The sequence below is a fragment of the Streptomyces sp. Ag109_O5-1 genome (genome assembly GCF_003814875.1).
GTDB lineage: Bacteria > Actinomycetota > Actinomycetes > Streptomycetales > Streptomycetaceae > Streptomyces > Streptomyces sasae.
Genome location: NZ_RKQF01000001.1, coordinates 2,186,850 through 2,203,798, shown reverse-complemented (window position 1 = coordinate 2,203,798; position 16,949 = coordinate 2,186,850). Strand labels below are relative to the sequence as shown.

General features: G+C 66.6%; 16 protein-coding genes and 2 pseudogenes. 6 read left to right on the top strand and 12 right to left on the bottom strand.

All coding sequences use genetic code 11. The features are described from left to right. Positions 1-54: 54 nt before the first annotated feature. Positions 55-381: a hypothetical protein gene (locus EDD90_RS09945; protein ID WP_123972703.1), complete on the bottom strand. Its 327-nt coding sequence runs from the start codon at positions 379-381 to the stop codon at positions 55-57. A gap of 511 nt (positions 382-892) precedes the next feature. On the opposite strand from EDD90_RS09945, the gene EDD90_RS09940 reads away from it, so the two are divergent. Further along, positions 893-1,948 (top strand): hypothetical protein, encoded by a 1,056-nt coding sequence (locus EDD90_RS09940; protein ID WP_123972702.1) that lies wholly within the window; start codon positions 893-895, stop codon positions 1,946-1,948. Positions 1,949-2,002: 54 nt separating this feature from the next. Here the strand turns inward: EDD90_RS09940 and EDD90_RS09935 are convergent, their stop codons facing one another. The 3 genes from EDD90_RS09935 to EDD90_RS09925 form a co-directional block, all read right to left on the bottom strand. Further along, the gene (locus tag EDD90_RS09935) at positions 2,003-2,491 is read right to left on the bottom strand and encodes a hypothetical protein (protein WP_123972701.1); all 489 of its coding nucleotides are present in this window, start codon (positions 2,489-2,491) and stop codon (positions 2,003-2,005) included. A 324-nt stretch (positions 2,492-2,815) separates the two neighbouring features. Next, positions 2,816-3,757: an alpha/beta fold hydrolase gene (locus tag EDD90_RS09930; protein WP_123972700.1), complete on the bottom strand. Its 942-nt coding sequence runs from the start codon at positions 3,755-3,757 to the stop codon at positions 2,816-2,818. Next, positions 3,754-4,071 carry a hypothetical protein gene (locus tag EDD90_RS09925; RefSeq protein WP_123972699.1) on the bottom strand — a complete coding sequence of 106 codons (318 nt, stop codon included), beginning with the start codon at positions 4,069-4,071 and terminating at the stop codon, positions 3,754-3,756. The genes EDD90_RS09930 and EDD90_RS09925 overlap by 4 nt, the downstream gene beginning before the upstream one ends. Before the next feature lie 927 nt (positions 4,072-4,998). Here EDD90_RS09925 and EDD90_RS57070 point away from each other — a divergent pair. Together EDD90_RS57070 and EDD90_RS09920 are read left to right on the top strand one after the other, a co-directional pair. Further along, positions 4,999-5,127: a hypothetical protein gene (locus EDD90_RS57070; protein WP_260327774.1), complete on the top strand. Its 129-nt coding sequence runs from the start codon at positions 4,999-5,001 to the stop codon at positions 5,125-5,127. A gap of 44 nt (positions 5,128-5,171) precedes the next feature. After that, positions 5,172-6,046 (top strand): IS5 family transposase gene (locus EDD90_RS09920; RefSeq protein ID WP_398924272.1). Its coding sequence is split into 2 segments (ribosomal slippage): positions 5,172-5,511 and positions 5,511-6,046, totalling 876 coding nucleotides; the frame shifts between segments, so codons are not numbered across the junction. A gap of 444 nt (positions 6,047-6,490) precedes the next feature. On the opposite strand, the gene EDD90_RS09915 is transcribed toward EDD90_RS09920, so the two are convergent. The 4 genes from EDD90_RS09915 to EDD90_RS09900 are packed head-to-tail and all read right to left on the bottom strand — an operon-like array spanning position 6,491 to position 10,260. Then, positions 6,491-7,903 (bottom strand): FAD-dependent monooxygenase, encoded by a 1,413-nt coding sequence (locus EDD90_RS09915; RefSeq protein ID WP_123972698.1) that lies wholly within the window; start codon positions 7,901-7,903, stop codon positions 6,491-6,493. After that, positions 7,900-9,066 carry a DUF6545 domain-containing protein gene (locus EDD90_RS09910; protein ID WP_123972697.1) on the bottom strand — a complete coding sequence of 389 codons (1,167 nt, stop codon included), beginning with the start codon at positions 9,064-9,066 and terminating at the stop codon, positions 7,900-7,902. Before EDD90_RS09910 ends, EDD90_RS09915 begins: the two co-directional genes overlap by 4 nt. 1 nt (position 9,067) lies before the next feature. Then, on the bottom strand, positions 9,068-9,595 hold the full coding sequence (locus EDD90_RS09905) for a toxin-antitoxin system, toxin component (protein WP_123972696.1): 528 nt from the start codon (positions 9,593-9,595) through the stop codon (positions 9,068-9,070). Positions 9,596-9,639: 44 nt separating this feature from the next. Then, positions 9,640-10,260, bottom strand: a complete 621-nt coding sequence (locus EDD90_RS09900) for a hypothetical protein (protein WP_123972695.1) — start codon at positions 10,258-10,260, stop codon at positions 9,640-9,642. 582 nt (positions 10,261-10,842) lie between these two features. On the opposite strand from EDD90_RS09900, the gene EDD90_RS09895 reads away from it, so the two are divergent. The 3 genes from EDD90_RS09895 to EDD90_RS09885 all read left to right on the top strand — a co-directional run bounded on the left by EDD90_RS09895 (position 10,843) and on the right by EDD90_RS09885 (position 13,812). Continuing rightward, on the top strand, positions 10,843-11,601 hold the full coding sequence (locus EDD90_RS09895; protein ID WP_260327771.1) for an IclR family transcriptional regulator C-terminal domain-containing protein: 759 nt from the start codon (positions 10,843-10,845) through the stop codon (positions 11,599-11,601). A gap of 988 nt (positions 11,602-12,589) precedes the next feature. After that, the gene (locus tag EDD90_RS09890) at positions 12,590-13,021 is read left to right on the top strand and encodes a hypothetical protein (protein WP_123972612.1); all 432 of its coding nucleotides are present in this window, start codon (positions 12,590-12,592) and stop codon (positions 13,019-13,021) included. A 23-nt stretch (positions 13,022-13,044) separates the two neighbouring features. Beyond that, the gene (locus tag EDD90_RS09885) at positions 13,045-13,812 is read left to right on the top strand and encodes a transposase (RefSeq protein ID WP_123972613.1); all 768 of its coding nucleotides are present in this window, start codon (positions 13,045-13,047) and stop codon (positions 13,810-13,812) included. Between the two features lie 240 nt (positions 13,813-14,052). On the opposite strand, the pseudogene EDD90_RS09880 reads toward EDD90_RS09885, so the two are convergent. From EDD90_RS09880 to EDD90_RS09865, 4 genes and pseudogenes are all read right to left on the bottom strand, one after another. After that, positions 14,053-14,784, bottom strand: a pseudogene (locus EDD90_RS09880) (transposase); the annotation flags it as partial. A gap of 70 nt (positions 14,785-14,854) precedes the next feature. Beyond that, a complete protein-coding gene (locus EDD90_RS09875) occupies positions 14,855-15,622 on the bottom strand; it encodes a transposase (RefSeq protein WP_123972613.1) in 768 nt (255 codons plus the stop codon). 23 nt (positions 15,623-15,645) lie between these two features. Then, the gene (locus EDD90_RS09870) at positions 15,646-16,077 is read right to left on the bottom strand and encodes a hypothetical protein (RefSeq protein WP_123972612.1); all 432 of its coding nucleotides are present in this window, start codon (positions 16,075-16,077) and stop codon (positions 15,646-15,648) included. A gap of 57 nt (positions 16,078-16,134) precedes the next feature. Continuing rightward, positions 16,135-16,776: pseudogene (locus EDD90_RS09865) on the bottom strand (transposase); the annotation flags it as partial. Between the last annotated feature and the right edge of the window lie 173 nt (positions 16,777-16,949).

Sequence of the window (16,949 nt, the reverse complement as noted above, 5' to 3'; positions counted from 1 at the left end):
ACAGCCGGGGGCAGGGTGAGGTCGACAACCCTGGCCCCCGACAGGAGCGGTGGATCAGAAGAAGAGGAACTTGTCGGGCTCCTCGATGGCGAGCCGGAGCATCTCGGCATCCGGTCCCCCCTTCGCCATGATCAGCATTCCGGCGAAGCGGCCCGTCTGCTCCTTCGTCAGCGGGCTCTCACCGTGCGCGGTGTGGAACTCGTCGACCGCGTCCAGCACGTCGTCGGGGTGGGTGAACACTTCGGCCAGCCCGAGCAGTCCGGCCGGGGCGCCGGCCTTCCACAGTTGCGCGCGGAAGCACCGCAAGGCCGGGTCGAAGATCGCCTGGAGTTGCGTGGTGTCGTTGAGCTGGAGCGGCTTCGTGAAGTCGTTCAGGTCCATCGGATCTCCTGATCCTGAGTGGGTTCCGGGGGCTTTGCCCTGCCCCGTGTTGACATAGGTAAATCTATCTTTATCGGGTGGGGTGGTCAATGCGAAAAGGGGCTCTGGGCTGAGCAAATGCAGGTTTTGGCGGTGTTGTCTGAGGCTGGTGTGCCCCGAGTGCTGCGGCCGGGTGGCGGACTTGGCCCCGGGGGATGCGTTGCCGTGGAGATCGGCCCCCGGCCCCTCCCGGCGAAGTGAGATTTGGGCGGCCGACCTTGCGCGGAGTTCGCTGCGGCCTCCCATACTCGATAGCCGGGAGGGACACCACCCGCACCTGGCCGAGTACCTCAACCACGATGGGGTACGCCTGTCCCGCGGCGAAGTGGTGCCTGTTTCTGTGGCGGCTGGCCGGAGAGCTGGACGCACAAAGGTGCATGGGCACGACAACGCCAGTCGGGGGATGGCCAGGGCTGTACCGGATGTCAACTCGCGTGCAGCAGAGCCGCGAGAGGATTCATAATCCGCTCCTATGAAGACCGATCAGCCGAATCGCCGGTTCGGCCCCGAATTTGTGGCCGAGCAGAAACGCCGATACGGCCACCGTCGCCCTGAGGGGCGACCCCTCTCGTACGACCTCGCCGTAGAAGACGAGTACGGGCCGTGGCGGGCGTGGCTCGACGCGCAGCTGGCCCTCCTGCCAGACAAGCACGCTGACACCTACGCGAGGAACCTCTGGCGTGATCAGAACTTCTGGAGCGATCACATCGAACTTGCCGCCGGCGAAGCGCTCCGGGCGTCGGGTCTCCGTGTGGAGTACGAACGACTGTGGGGAACTCAGACGCCGGATTGGACCGTGCTTGATGCCGAGGGGCGGCCTATCGCCCTGGTCGAGGTGCTTACGCACAGCCCGTCGAAGGAGCTCTTCGGGCGTATGAAAGCATGGCACGACCTGGTCGAGCGAGTGAAGCAGATCCCCGTGCCGGTAGTGCTGACCGTGGCCGGCTTCAGAGACCGTCCATTGGATGCGCCGGATGCGCGCACGGCGAAGAAGATCGCCCAAGACCTGCGGCGCTACCTTCTGTCCCCCCTTCTCCAGGCGGAGCTGCCGAGCCAGGGCTACAGATTTCTGGTCATGGCCGACCGGAAGACGGGCGCGACGATGCAGGCGCCCGGGATGCGGGCGATCCTCGTACCGCCCAGTGGCAGGGCCGGAGTCGTCTCGGCGCAGCCGCTGGTGGCGGGAATTGAGGAGAAGGTCAGCAAGTACCGAACCCTGGCAGAGGAGGCTGGCCTGCCTCTTATCGTCGCCGCCGGTGCCGACAAGTTCACGGGGCTCGGTATCGAACAGCTCGACTGTCTTTTGAACGGCACGCCCACGGTGACGGTGCAGTTCGACTACGGCGACACGTACATCCATAACCCCATCGAGTTCCAGCCGGACAACCCTCCACGATGGGCGATGCCTTCGGAGCTGGCCGGCGTCCTCTGGGTGGACAACGACTTTCCGTTCACGGCGATGTGGCGAGCGAACGCGAGGGCGCGCACGCCCGTGCCGCAGCAGCTCACAGCAACCTGGAAACGTTGAAGGGAGCTCGCTGGCATCGCCATTGCACGGGGCAGATGACACAGCCGGAAGACGTCAAGGTTCTTCGGCCGTTGCCGAGTGCTCGACCAGTTGGTGCTGCAGCTCGTCGAGGAGGACGACGGCGTCCTCTACGGTCACGTACGACATGCAGATCGAGGCGGTGGCATCGGCCTCAACCTTGATCTCGAATTCCGTGTACGTGGCCTCGTCGTCCCAGTTGTAGGTGCCAGGCGGCGCGGCTGCGATCCCCTCGGGTCCCTCTTCGAACCAGCCGCACCCGAAGATGACTTCGAGGGTTCTGCCGAGGGTGGTCTGCGGGATCCCGGCGAAATCCACCGTGGCACGGCCGTGATCGTCGAAGCACACGAAGCCGGTCGCCTCGCCGTGCCGTTCGACCTTCATACGCGGATCGCAGCAGCCCGTTGGGCGATCCATGCGTGCAAGGCCGGGAAAGGCTGTGGCAAAGGCGGCCAGGGCGGCATCCTGCTGGGCGGTCCAGGCTGTGTGCCAATTCTCAAGGGCATGGCGGGCATGCGGCTGCATGGGCTCTCCGATCCGTCACGATCGAGAAGGCCAAGGTGTGAAGTGGTACAACGCGGTGCAGGCGGGGCCCGATCAGCTGGCTCGCCACCGGGCTGGTGGGTGCTGCGGGCCCGGGCCTCTACGCGGAGGGGGACCGCGAGCCGGCGGGTGTTTCCCGCGGCCAGGATTCAGTGGGGCGATGGGGAGACTGAAGGGAGCGCCGGTGCCGGCGGCGGCGCCCGGTCGGCTCGGCGATGAACCGCAGCGTCATAGTGGTGTCCGGGTCGAGCCGGATGGCCAAAGGCGCGTGGGCGGCGGCTGTTGATGGTCTCGACTCATGTGGGTTCACCTCAGGGGTGCTGCTGTGGAGGCGGGTTCGCGGAGCCCCTCCTGGGCCATCCAGTTCAGGACCTGGGTCACGGCGGCGTGGCCGACCCTGTCGGTGGGCAGTCGATGCCCGGCGCCCATGACGGGCTCGTGCATACGTGCGTTGGGCAGCTGTCGGGCCAGCTCATGGGTCTGGGACAGCGGAATCCAGTCGTCCAGTTCGCCCGTGACGATTTCGACGCGGTCGGCGAGTGCGTCGAGAGCGTGGAGCATCTCGGCGGTGGTGTAGGTGCGCAGGGACTTCCACAGCTGGGCGATCTGCGCGGTGGGCGTACGGCGGATGGCTTGTCGGCTCGGAGGCGGGTTGTCGCCGTGGTGCTGCGTCTCGGGGCGGAAGGCCCGCGGGTGGCGGCTCGGCAGCCGGCGCCGTGCGACGTCGGCGGCGGGCGGAAGCCAGCAGAGGGGATAGGAGTAGCTCGCACGGGCTGCTGCCTTGATCCAGTGGAGCGGGTGGGTGCCCGGCACCAGCTGGGCCCGGCTGCAGGACGTCGAGATCAGGGCTACGTGTGGACGTCGGTGGCGGATGAGTTCTGGGTGTCGGGCAGCGACGGTGAGGGCTGCCATGCCGCCCATGCTGTGCCCGGCGAGGACGACCGGTCCGTGAGGCGTTGTCGCGTCGATGACGTGGACGAGGTCGGCGCCGAGCCGGTCGACGGTCATGGCCCCGCGGCCTTGAGCCGAGTTGCCGTGGGCCCGTTGGTCGTAGCGGACGACCCGGATCCCGCCGGCAGACAACGCGCGTGCCTGGAGACGCCACACGTCCGCCGTCATCAGGAAGCCGTGGCTCAGGATCACCGTCACTCCGGCATACGACGGACCGTCGGTGTACACGGTCAGCCGGGCGCCGTCGTCGGTGACAACGGTGGACCGCTCGGTCCCCGACGGAGTAGCCGCCCTCACAGCACGATCCGCAGTTCGATCTCGTCGGCCACGTCCAGGCCGGAGTTCGGCAGGAGGCCGAGCAATGCCATGTTGCGCACATACGAGGTCTGGGGCAGGACCGGGCCGCCGAGGTGCTCGACGATGAGCAGCATCCGCCAGTTCGTCCACAGCGACGTCACGGTGAGGGACGCGAATCCCGCGTCGCGGGCGAGGTCGGCGATGAGATCGGCCAGTCGCGTGCCGAGCCCGCGCGACTGGTAGGTCTCCGGAGGGAGGTCGGCCACCAGGAGCGCCACCTCACACGCTTCCGGCGCGCGGGAGCTCTCGCTCACGTGCCTCCGGCGAGGAGGACGGTGGATACAGCCAGGGCGGCGGCTCGACGGAGCACGGTCATGATCCAGGACTCCTTCTTTGAGACGTCGGGGCTTCGGCGGCGGGAAGCCATACTCATCTACAAGTGTTTATTGTAGACGTCGCTTCTCGCTCGAGCTCCGATCGCGTAGGACTGAGTCTGTCAACGTGCGTTTATGTTGATGGGTGGGGTTGGAGGACTGCTTCGGCGGCCTGCCGATCGGGCAGGCCACTGGCTCGTACAGGGAGCTGCGCATGGGGGAAGACCGTAACGACACCGGCGTGTGCTCGACTCGGCTGCGTCTTTTTACGCGTCGGCGGTCGCGCCATCTCCAAGACACTCATCCAGCCGTAGCATGTGCGGGCCGCAAGGCCAGGGCATGCTTGCCGATGATGTCCGGGACGGGGAGAGCCTTGTCGAGGCTGGCGCTGCTCGTCCCGGGCTTGTCGGCTTCGTCCACCCGTGCGCTGTCCGCGTTGATGCACGGTGGGTTGGGCAGAGGGGCGTGCTGGCTGGACTGAGTGTTCCCCTGGTATCTCCGGGCGGGCCAGCCTGGAGACGGCTCGCTCGTACGCCTCGGCCAGGTAGCGCGGGCCGACTGCGAGGACTTGGAGCCGTGGCCGCCGGTCGCGGTCTGTACTGTCGGGCACCGGGTCGAGAAATCGGTAGACAAAGCGATAGCGCGGCGCTGAACGGTTGAGGCGCTGGCCGGCAGCGTACTCCTGCACATCGAAGTGCAGCTTCCAGCAGTTCCTCAGTTCCGCAGGCCAGGAGTCCGGCATGCGTTTCAGGCGAGTGTCTTGGACTTCTCCGGTGGTCAGTTGCGCGACGTGGATGAGCGCCAGTTCTGCAGCTGAAGGTTCTTCAACTGCAGGATGTCGGCGCCGACCTGCGGTAGGTGGTCTCCGTGGAAAGGGTCGGACGCCGCCACGAGTTCTCCGTCCTGCTGTCGTCGGTCCTCGCGGGACGATGCGCCGCCGGCCTGGAGGAGATCCTCGGTGTCCTCGGGCTGCGCTTCGGTGACCAAGCGAGCTAGGGCGTGTATCGGAAGTGGATCTTGAGGTGAGATGATCTTGCTTCGTGGCACGTGGAGATCTGACGGATGCGCAGTGGGCCTGCCTGGAGCCGCTGTTGCCCAGAGGCAAGAAGTCGGGGCGTCCGCCGATATGGACCAGGCAGCAGCTGATCGACGGCATACGGTTCCGCACCCGCACCGGCGTCCCGTGGCGGGACGTGCCGGAGCGGTACGGGCCCTGGGCCCGCGGGTACGACCTCTTCCGACGCTGGCAGCGGGACGGCACCTGGCAACGGATCTTCGCCGAACTGCAGGCCCAGGCCGACGCCAAGGAGCTCATCACCTGGGACCTCAACATCGACTCCACCGTGTGCCGGGCCCACCAGCACGCCGCCGGGGCGCGGAAAAAGGAGATCTGCAGGCCGAGCCGCCCGGGGGCATCGCCGTCGAGCCGGACGACCACGGCCTCGGACGCTCACGCGGCGGCCTGACCACAAAGCTCCACCTGGCCGTCGAGCAGGGGCAAAAGCCCATGTCCATCGTGATCACCGCCGGACAGCGAGGCGACTCCCCGCAGTTCGAGCCCGTGCTGAAGAAGGTCCGCGTCGCCCGCCTGGGCTCGGGGCGTCCGCGCACCCGGCCCGACCGGGTCCGCGCCGACAAGGCCTACGCGTCCCGGAAGAACCGCGCCTACCTGCGACGCCGCGGTATCCGCTGCACCATCCCGGACAAGGTCGACCAGGCCCGCAACCGCAAGAAGCTTGGCTCTCGCGGCGGCAGGCCGCCCAAGTTCGACGCCGAGGACTACAAGGCTCGACACGCAGTCGAGTGCGGCATAAATCGCCTGAAAAGGAACCGCGCCGTGGCGACTCGCTACGACAAGCTCGCGGTCCGCTACGAGGCGACCGTCCTCGTAGCAGCCATCAACGAGTGGCTGTGACCAGCACATTCGATACACGCCCTAGGGCCGCCGCATCTAGCCCTTGTCCGGGGGCGGGAGCGTCGGACAGCCGATTGGCTGCGAGATTGCCGAGGGCGAGGTCCTCTCCACGCTGCAGTATTCGGCAGAACTCCACGAAGAGGTCGTAAGGCAGGATGGCGGCCTCCGGCTCGCCCCCTCCCGCTCGCCGAGCAGCAGGGGGAGGGATCGCTCGCCACGTTCACGGAACCCGGCCAGGACCGTCCGGAGGGGGGGGCTGGCCCCACCGGAATCGGTCCGACTTAGAACCATGTAAGTGTCCGATTCCGCTTTGAATCGACCCCGAGAGAAGCCGTTCACCCTGTTCACCAGCGAGGCCAGTCCTGACCGGAAGTGGCTGCGCCCGGTTTGTCCTGGGGCCGCGACAAGCCGGAGGAGCGGGGCCAACTGCACGTATAACGCCGGTCAGTTGTAGTCGACGGCCGCTCGTTCCTTCGCGGTCAGCGGTGGCTGGTCGAGTGGAGGTTTCACCGGGCCGACCAGGGCGCGGATGAGGACGTCGGGCCATGCCAGCCGCTCCGGCCCCTTCCGCAGGGTCATCACGTCGGTGAGGGCCCGTGCGGTGGGGCCGGAGCCGGTAGCTGTATAGCTGAGACGGTCGACGAAAGCGGCAGCCAGGCGCTCGCTGGCCGTGGGCCCGGTCCCGGTGGCGCCGGGGTAGAACACGTCTGTTCCGGTGGCGAAGGTCCAGGCGGTGTTGACCGGCTTCGCGATGGCTTTCTGTGCGTGACGGGCAAGGCCGGGGGAGTTCCAGCCATGACGTTGGATCGTGTTGCGCAAGATCACGGCACCCTGTGCGATGACGGACATGCCGTGTCCGTAGGTCGGGTTGTAGGAGGCGACGGAGTCCCCGATGGTGAGCAGATTGTCCGGCAGTGCGGCTTTTTCGTAGAAGTGACGTCGATTCGCCGTCATGTGCGTCACGCTGACGGGGCTGACTGGTGTGGCCTTGCTGATCAGCTCGCCGATGATGGGGTGCCGCAGCTTTCGGGCGAAGTGCTGGAACTCGTCGGCTTCCTTGGTGGGCTGGCCGCCGTGGGTGCCGTGGAGGGTGACGAGCCAGCGGCCGCCTTCGAGAGGTGTGATGACGCCGCCCTGTCCTGGTCCGTTGCCGCGGGGGTTGGCCTGGACGTTGATGATGGGCCAGTCTTCGGGGAGGCCGTCGGGGGCCTGGTAGATGCGGCTGGCGTACACCAGACCGGAGTCGACTTCACGGACGGCCGAGGCCTGCACGCCGAGGGCCGCGAGCCACTGCGGGGTGCGGGAAGCGCGGCCGCTGGCGTCGATGACCAGGTCCGCGAGCAGGGTGTCCTCCTCGCCGGTGTCTTCGCGGCGGGTGGCCACGCCGGTCACTGTCGAGCTGCTGCCCGTCAGCCCAACGACGGAGGTACGTTCCATGACGGTGATGCGGGTGCCGGCCTCCCGCAGTACGCGCTGACGGATCACCCAGTCGAGGAGGTCACGGCTGCAGGTGATGGCGTAGTGGCTCTCCGGCCAACGGCGGTACCAGCCCTGGGGGCTGAGGGCGACCATGCCGGTAGTCAGAGGAATGCGGCGCGCGCCGGCCGAGTCGAGCTCCTTGGCTGTGCCGGGCAGCAGTGCCTCTATCGCGTCGGCGCCGCCGGACCAGAGCACGTGTGTGTGACGGGCCTGGGGCAGGCCGGTTCGGGCTTTGGGCACCGTGGGCAGGGTGTCCCGCTCGATGACGAGGACATCTGTCACCTTCGAAAGCACGTGGGCGGTGAGCATGGCGGCGAGGCCGCCGCCGATGATGACGGCGCGGTGTCCGGGTGCGGCGGGACTGGCGAGGTCGCTCATGAGGTCAGGCTCTCTGTTGAGGAGGTCCGGCGGACCGCATGCAGGCTGGGAAGTCTGCGCAGTGCGCGCGAGATGACGACCGGGTTGCTCAGATCGATGTGCGGTTGGCCGGGAACGGGACTGCCACCTGCATGTATGCGTTCGACTGCGGCGCTGATGGCTGCGGCGTCGGCGAGGGCCTGGGCCCGGTGAGGCTTTTTGCCCTCGGCGATGAGGCCCTGCACGGTCTTTTCGTGAAGTTCGGTGTTCATGAAGGGATACAGGTGCCGTAGAGCGTCCCGGACGAATGTGCGGCGGTGCGTCAGCCGCAGTCTCAGTGGAGCAGTCCGGCCGAGGAAGACCGGTGCCGATGCTGTCGGCACGTGCTGCAACGTGCGGGCCAGGGGGGCGAGGGCCTGGTATTCGCGGCGCGCTGCCACGTACTGGCTCACCCGGTTCCCGGTGTGGGGGACGACGAAACCGAGGCTGATGAGCAAGCCCACCAAAAAAGCGATGAGTGGGGCCACATTGGTGCTCAGGTAGTCGAGGTTGTGCCCGTTCCATCGTGCAATGACGGCCGTCAACTTGAGCGCGTTGAAGACAATGTTCAGGGCGTAGCCGACGGTCAGCAGCACGACACCGGTGTGCAGCCAGCCGGTCCTTCGGACGGTGCGCTCCCAGCTCCACAGCAGAGCGGACGTGACGAGGGCGGCTGAGGTCTGAGCAGCCAGGTAGAGCAGGATCATCTCGCGCATCCACGGCGTGGTGGCGTAGAAGGTGTCGAGATCCCTCACCCGCTCGACGTGATGATCGCCCATGGAGAAGCACAGCCACAGCCCGAGGACCAGAGTGCCGTAGCTGCCGTACACCCACCAGGTGGCCCGGCGGATGCTCACCTCGTCGCCTCCGCGCCACTTGATGATCAGTAGGAGGCACGATGCGCTGAACAGCGTGATCAGGCTGTAGACCCACGGCGCAGAGAAGTTGACGATTCCCGTCAGGTCGTTCATCTTCGCGATGACAGTCGGCGCGGCGAAGAAGAAGACGGCAGTTGCCAGGATCAGAAGGCCACCGACCTGGCGTGCAAGAGGATTGCCCCCGACTCGCACGATGGCCGGTAATTTGTAGCATGCACCGACGCCGAGCACGACGGCGATGAGCCAGAATGAGTAGCTCATCAACATGTCAGTTCCCCTGTGGTCCGGAGTAGCCCAGGGACTCGCCGATGCGCCGGGCGACGTCGTCCAGACGGCGGGTGCCGGGGGTGGCGAGCCACCTTCCCATGCTGCTGCCCATCAGGATGCCGAACCGCTCGGCATCCACCTCGTCGGCCTGATGGGAGTGGGAGCGGGCTGCGATGGTGCGGGCTATCTCGGGCCAGTCCTGATGGCCGGCGAGTGCCGCGCGCGCGGCGACCGCAGCCCCGCCGAGATCGTGGCGGTGGCCGGCCTCCACGTGCCATAGCTCATGTCCGAGAACCACAAGTTTGTGATCAGGCTCAAGGCTTTCCTCCAGGACGATGATGTCCTGTTCCTTCGTGTCCAGCCACAGGCCAGTCGTGCCGCTGGCTTCCTCGGGGAAGGCGCGCTCCACGAGGACGATCGGACGACCGCTGCGCCTTTCGCTCATGGCCAGGCAGAGCGCTTGGAAGACGAGCGGAGGATCCGCCGGAATGTCAATTCTGCGGGACACCGCAGTGCTCAGGTCGGCCATGAGCTTGCGCTGGTCCCGTCCGACGCCGCGTAAAGCGCCCCAGCTCATCGGTCACTCTCCGGCAGTTCGAGGCGGTCGAGACGATGCGTCACTGGCCTTAGTTCTTCCTTGACTATCTCGGCGACCATTCTGGCGAGGGCGGTGAGGTCCGGATCGCCGAACGGATTTCTGCGAGAGACGTGGGCAACGCCAAGGTCCGCCAGGGTCTTGCCCGGATCCGCCTTCAGTTCGAGGTCGAACAGGATCTTCCTCAGTTCACGATTGAGGGCGTCTTCCGGAAAATCCGTCAGGAATTCGCTGTCGATTCCGTAGTGCTTGCACAGCGCCGCCCCAACGAAGATGTTCGGCTTGGCCTGCCCGAGAACCAGCTTCTTCGTCCAGGTGGGGGTCTGTTTGATCGCGGCGGCGAGGGCCGGTACCTGGTTCAGGTCACCGCGGTCGTAGTGCTCGAAGAGGAAACGCACGCGTTCGCGGACCATGGTCTCCGGATCGACCGGGTCGACAGATCCACCGGCGAGCAGGAGCTCAACGACGCCGCCCGTCAGTCCGGTTGCACGGGAGAGGCGCGTGACGTCCAGCACGTTATCGCGCGAAGCACGAAGCAGACGACACAGCTCGTCGACACGGGCCAGAGTCTCCGAAAGTGGAGGGTAAGGCTCATTCACAGGCGTCTTCCTTGGGGCGAGATGCGAGTCGGTAGCCAACGTAGTCGTCGTGATCGGCACAGCCTAGACTCAACGAACGAACGTTTCACAACCGGAACGTTCGTTGACACACGTCGGGTCGACCTAGCAGGATCCGAGCAGAAGTTGCGATACTGAACAGTTACATCCGGCGAGGCGGGCGGAAGCGCCCAATCCGGACAGGCACAGTCATTCTCACTGCCCACGGCCTCCCTCGCGGAGGTTCGTATGCGTACGCCCACCGGGATGGAGACAGACAGTGACAACATCCGACGCTGCACCACACAACCGACCACCGCGCCCCACCCGGTCCGGCAGCGCGGCTGCCGTGCCGCCCCTTCCTGGCGTCGAGAGTTCGCTCGGCTTTTCAATAGGATCCGAACTTTCTTCCCCTGAGGGGATGGAGCGTGTGGGGGGCATCGACTGTTCACTGCACACGCCAGCTGAGGAGCCGGGCCTATACCCCGTGCATCGAGTTACCGCAGACATAGGGCAGTACGCCGGCGGCATGGGCAGCCGGCTCACGTGGGGGAGCGGTCGATGAGCGGACAGCGAGGGGCTGGAATGAGCTACGCAGACCGCCTGATGCGAGTGCAGCAGACTTTTGTCAGCCTTGGCCCCGGTGCCCACAGGCTGTCAGAGATTGCGAAGACAGCAGAACTGGACGACTCGACCACCGGCCGCATACTGGCCGCTGGCGCATTTTTCGTCCGTGTCGACCGAGGCCTGTACCAACTCGGCACTGCCGTGGCCGACTTAGGGCTCCATGCGCTCACCGAAGACAACCTCTCGGGAGGCGAGGCCGCACGGGTTCTGCAAGGGCTCCGGAAGTCCACCAGCGATGGCCTGGTCTTCCTGTACATGAGGGCCCCGTTCGGCATAGCTGGGAGGCAGTGCCTGGACTTCGCGGTCGGGGACTCCGACCTCCAGGAGTTGGGGATGGCGCCGCGTGACGTCCTCACGATCACCCGCTCCCTGCGAACCGGTGCTTCGGGCCGCACGATCCTCGCCTACCTCCCCGAAGAGGTACAGAAGAAGATCGCCGATAGCCCGGCCCCCGAGGAGGCCGGGCCCGGCGTCATCGAGGACGGGGTCGAATTTCTCCACTCCCTCATCGACATCCGGGACCAGGGCTACGCGCTGGGGTACCAGGAGTGCATGGCGGGGTGGAACTCCATAGCGGCGCCAATCATCTGGGACGGCGCGATCTGGGGGGCTACATTGCTGCTCAAGCCCATGGACGTCATGCCGGAAGCGCCGCAGCACTACATCCACGCCACCATTAGTGCTGCGGCGCGACTCAGCCAGATCGGCGGAGCCTAACCTCAATACCGGTAACTTAGGGCTTTGGTGTTCGCTCGACCCGTTTGGGTGTGGTGGCGCCAACGAGGGTGATGATCGCTGCGGGCGGGCGATCTGCCGTCAGGCTATGCCACGAAGGTGACGCTTCTGCAGAGTGCCTGGGATCACCATCCATTTCTCATACAGTGAGAAACGAAACAGTATTCTCGCCGCATGGGATGTGTTCAGGCGGATCAGTTTCTCGCCAGGCGAGAAACGTAATGCCTCATACGGCTCTCCGCGTTTCCTCGTTGACGTAGACATATTTGCGAGGGTAGGAATCAGGGCGTGGGGAGGGTGAGCGTCCGCATCGGTCGGGCTGCCGCGCGCCGGGTCACTGGACGCTGCCGTGCCTCGGATCGTGTACCGGGGTGGGCAGTTGGGCCTCGGACTGAGCGAGGTTCACCCTTATCGGCAGGGAGGCGAAGCGCGTGTACTTATCGGGGAATGAGCCGCAGTCGCGCAATGAACGGAAAAGCGGAAACGGACCGTGGGAGCGATAGCGATGACGGTGCCGGGCGGGAGCCGGCGGGAAAAACGGCACGGAGCCCTGGGTAGGGTTTCACGAGGCACGGCATCCTCGGAATCCCCTGAATTTGCGGATTCATCCGCCAACGGCGAGGTTCGTCGTGAGGGGAATGAGGGAGACGGCTTCGTTCACCGTGACGAGGCGAACAAGCCTGAACCTCCTAGCGGTGTGTGGCTCTCGGCCAGGGACGGAACCATGCTGTTCCATCCTGTCTCCACAGGCACTGGGGGGCGCCTTCGGTGGGAGGCGTCAGAAGCTGCCTCCGTGGAGGAGGCGGATCAAATGACGCTCGATGCTGCAAGCCGGCTGATGCCCCTGCTTCCGCGTGAACTTATCGCCGAATACCTTCAGCTGGGCTCGTACCGTGACGGCGGCGACGCCGTCTAAGGGCTGTCCCGTAATCTCTGTGACCTGCTGCTCGACAACAGGTACGGTCTGCGGGTGATACCGACCGAACCGCACGAGTGTCCGCTGCATGGCGCGGGGGCGAACCCCGACCGCCTGACTGGACGCCGCGTGCAGCAGGTGGTGGCCGCCTGGCACCGGCACGACTCCGAGGATGCTGCCGGCCCGCTGGAGATCTGGCTCGTCGACGAACTTGGTGGCTACTTCCACATCACGACCGGCTCCGACTGGTGCCTGATCACGGATGAGGAGGCACCCCACGCGGGATACGACCTTGGTGAGAGCAGCCGGGTCGAGGTGGTGTCGAGTGAACGCGGGACACCGTTTGCCGACTACCTGGGAGAGGTCATCCTCGCGGTGGACCAGAGGTTTGACGCCCGCACCGGACGGGTCGGCCTGAAGGTCTGCTTCGCCACCGGCACTGTTGAATGCGGCAGTTGGGGCGGGGACCTGCAAGTGACCGGCTGACCGCCGATGGGATGATCTTGGATGTGGCTGGTGTGATCACGGCGGCCGAGCCGTCCTGGATAGCCCCCTTCACCGGGCTGAGCCCGCGTGCGTTCGGCAAGTTGGTGATCCAACTGCGTCGCGAGGGTGCCGACGCGTGCCGGCGGGGCCGACCGTGGAGGCTGCCGCTGGAGGACCGGGTGCTGCTGGTGGCCGCGTACTGGCGGACGAATCTGACCATGCGGCAGTTGGCCCCGTTGTTCGGCGTGTCGAAGTCGGCCGCCGACCGGATGATCGATGACCTCGGGCCGAGGCTGGCCCTGCAGCCGCGCCGGCGGTTCGCCAAAGACGCCGTGCTGATCGTGGACGGCACCCTGGTGCCCACCCGCGATCACAAGGTCGCCGAGCAGTCGAAGAACTACCGCTACTCCACCAACCACCAGGTAGTCATCGACGCCGACACTCGCCTGGTCGTGGTCGTCGGCCGACCACTGCCGGGCAATCGCAATGACTGCCGGGCCTGGGCGGAATCCGGCGCGAAGACCGCGGTCGGCAACACCACGACGATTGCCGACGGCGGTTACCCGGGCACCGGACTGGTGATGCCGCACCGTCGCCGCAAGGGCGAGGAACTGCCTGAGTGGAAGCAGGCTCACAATAAGTCACACAAGCAGGTCCGCGCCCGCGTCGAGCACTGCTTCGCCCGCATGAAGACCTACAAGATCCTCCGCGACTGCCGCCTCCGCGGTGACGGTGTCCACCACGCCATGCTCGGCATCGCCCGCCTGCACAACCTCACCCTCGCCGGATAGGCGAGCCCGACCGTTCCGAGGTCGAGCACGTCCCGACCAGCCGGAAGATCATTTACGGGACAGCCCTTAGCCTCGATCTTGCATGAGGGTCCGTCAGCTTGCTGATGGACCCTTTCTGCTCGTTTGGAGCGGAGAATTCTGTTTGGGGGCAGGTTGATGGCCCGGCTCTCGCGTCGGGTGGGCGTCGGGTTCCACGGCTCCGGTCGGGTGGTGCTGCTCGTAGGGACGGGATGCTGCTGGTCAGCGGGGGTTCGGAAGGGCTTCGAGCCGTTGCAGTGCGGCAGTGATCACATGGGCCCAGGGCCAGTGCTTCGCGAGGCGGAGGATGCGGCGCCGTCCGGTGGTGACGAGCTGGGCGGCGGCGGAGAACAGCCGCAGGCGGAGCCGTCGGGGCTCCCAGAGCCGCGCGGGGCCGGTGAGGGCGAGCATGGGCAGCCAGGCCAGCAGGTCGAGGGCGATCTGGATGATCTCCAGCCAGATCTGGTTCTGTGTGGCGTCGTGGAGGGGCAGGTTGCGCAGGCCGGTTGCGCGGGCGGCGCGGATGCGGTCCTCGGCGCGGGCCCGCTTGCGGTGCCGCAGTTCCAGCGCCGCGATCGGAACGTTCTTGGTGTTGGTGGCGAACGCCGTGAGCCGCATGCCGTCGGCATCGGTGAAACGCAACTGGGCGCCGGGGTGCGGGCGTTCCTTGCGGACGATCAGCCGCATGCCCTTGGGCCAGCCGTCCAGCACATCTCCGGCGAGTTCGGCGACCCAGGCACCGTCACGGATCTCACCGTCGGGCTCGAGGGCTGGCGTCCACGCCGAGGCGGGAGCCTTCAGTACCGCCTGGTGGATCTGTTCGGTGATGGTCATGCCTACCGAGTAGGACAGCCACCGCCCGCGTGTGGTGAGCCAGTCGAGGAACTTGTGGGTGCCGCCGGCGGAGTCGGTGCGGATCAGGGTGCGCCGGCCGCGCCGGAACTTTCCCGGCAGCTAAGGGCTGTCCCGTAAATGATCTTCCGGCTGGTCGGGACGTGCTCGACCTCGGAACGGTCGGGCTCGCCTATCCGGCGAGGGTGAGGTTGTGCAGGCGGGCGATGCCGAGCATGGCGTGGTGGACACCGTCACCGCGGAGGCGGCAGTCGCGGAGGATCTTGTAGGTCTTCATGCGGGCGAAGCAGTGCTCGACGCGGGCGCGGACCTGCTTGTGTGACTTATTGTGAGCCTGCTTCCACTCAGGCAGTTCCTCGCCCTTGCGGCGACGGTGCGGCATCACCAGTCCGGTGCCCGGGTAACCGCCGTCGGCAATCGTCGTGGTGTTGCCGACCGCGGTCTTCGCGCCGGATTCCGCCCAGGCCCGGCAGTCATTGCGATTGCCCGGCAGTGGTCGGCCGACGACCACGACCAGGCGAGTGTCGGCGTCGATGACTACCTGGTGGTTGGTGGAGTAGCGGTAGTTCTTCGACTGCTCGGCGACCTTGTGATCGCGGGTGGGCACCAGGGTGCCGTCCACGATCAGCACGGCGTCTTTGGCGAACCGCCGGCGCGGCTGCAGGGCCAGCCTCGGCCCGAGGTCATCGATCATCCGGTCGGCGGCCGACTTCGACACGCCGAACAACGGGGCCAACTGCCGCATGGTCAGATTCGTCCGCCAGTACGCGGCCACCAGCAGCACCCGGTCCTCCAGCGGCAGCCTCCACGGTCGGCCCCGCCGGCACGCGTCGGCACCCTCGCGACGCAGTTGGATCACCAACTTGCCGAACGCACGCGGGCTCAGCCCGGTGAAGGGGGCTATCCAGGACGGCTCGGCCGCCGTGATCACACCAGCCACATCCAAGATCATCCCATCGGCGGTCAGCCGGTCACTTGCAGGTCCCCGCCCCAACTGCCGCATTCAACAGTGCCGGTGGCGAAGCAGACCTTCAGGCCGACCCGTCCGGTGCGGGCGTCAAACCTCTGGTCCACCGCGAGGATGACCTCTCCCAGGTAGTCGGCAAACGGTGTCCCGCGTTCACTCGACACCACCTCGACCCGGCTGCTCTCACCAAGGTCGTATCCCGCGTGGGGTGCCTCCTCATCCGTGATCAGGCACCAGTCGGAGCCGGTCGTGATGTGGAAGTAGCCACCAAGTTCGTCGACGAGCCAGATCTCCAGCGGGCCGGCAGCATCCTCGGAGTCGTGCCGGTGCCAGGCGGCCACCACCTGCTGCACGCGGCGTCCAGTCAGGCGGTCGGGGTTCGCCCCCGCGCCATGCAGCGGACACTCGTGCGGTTCGGTCGGTATCACCCGCAGACCGTACCTGTTGTCGAGCAGCAGGTCACAGAGATTACGGGACAGCCCTTAGGCCAGCGCCAGGCGGGTGGTCTCGATGTGGTCGGCCGCGGTGTTGCTGCCCGCCCTGCCCGGCCGCAGCAGCCCCGCGACCGGCTCTCCGGTGCCGCCGCGTCCGTGATCGACGAAGGCCATGAGCGGGTGGTGGCCGTAGGTCTTCTTCCAGGTCCGCGTGGCGTCCTCCTTGTCGGAGTGGGCCAGCACCAGCACGCCGTCGATGTCGACGATCACCTGCCCGTCGGCGTGCGGAGCACCGGGCCCGGCCAACTGCCAGACATGATCGCGTACTTCGGCTCGTGCGCTGCGGATGGCGGCCAGTGCCCGAGAGCCCGCTGCGGCGAGCGTGTCGACCAGGCGGGAGACGGTCGGGTCGGAGGCCACCGGCCCGAAGACGGCAGGTTCGGCCCGCAGCATCGCGACATCGGCCAGGCAGTCCCCGCCCAGAGCGGTCGCCAGCGCGAGGTCCAGCAGGATCTTGCCAGGGTCGTGCACCGCCCGCGGCTTGCACCACGGCGCGAGCGCCGCTGACAAGGCGGCATCCACGCCGCTCTTGCGGACCGTCTCCACCAGCAGGACCGCCCCGGCCTGCGAGACCACCGCACGGCCGTTGCCCTCGACTCGGACAGGCGGGTACGACCCGCTACGCTTCTTCACCCGGGGGAGTGCTTCTCTCTTGGCGACGAACAGGACCTTCGACAAGCCCTATCGTCCCAGCTCAGAGGCACTCCTCGCTTATTTGATCAACCCTCGGACAGCCCCCTTCGCGAAAGCCCGAGGTTAAGTTGGACCCTCAACGCTCGGTATCCCTTCCGGCGGTGTCGGCGACG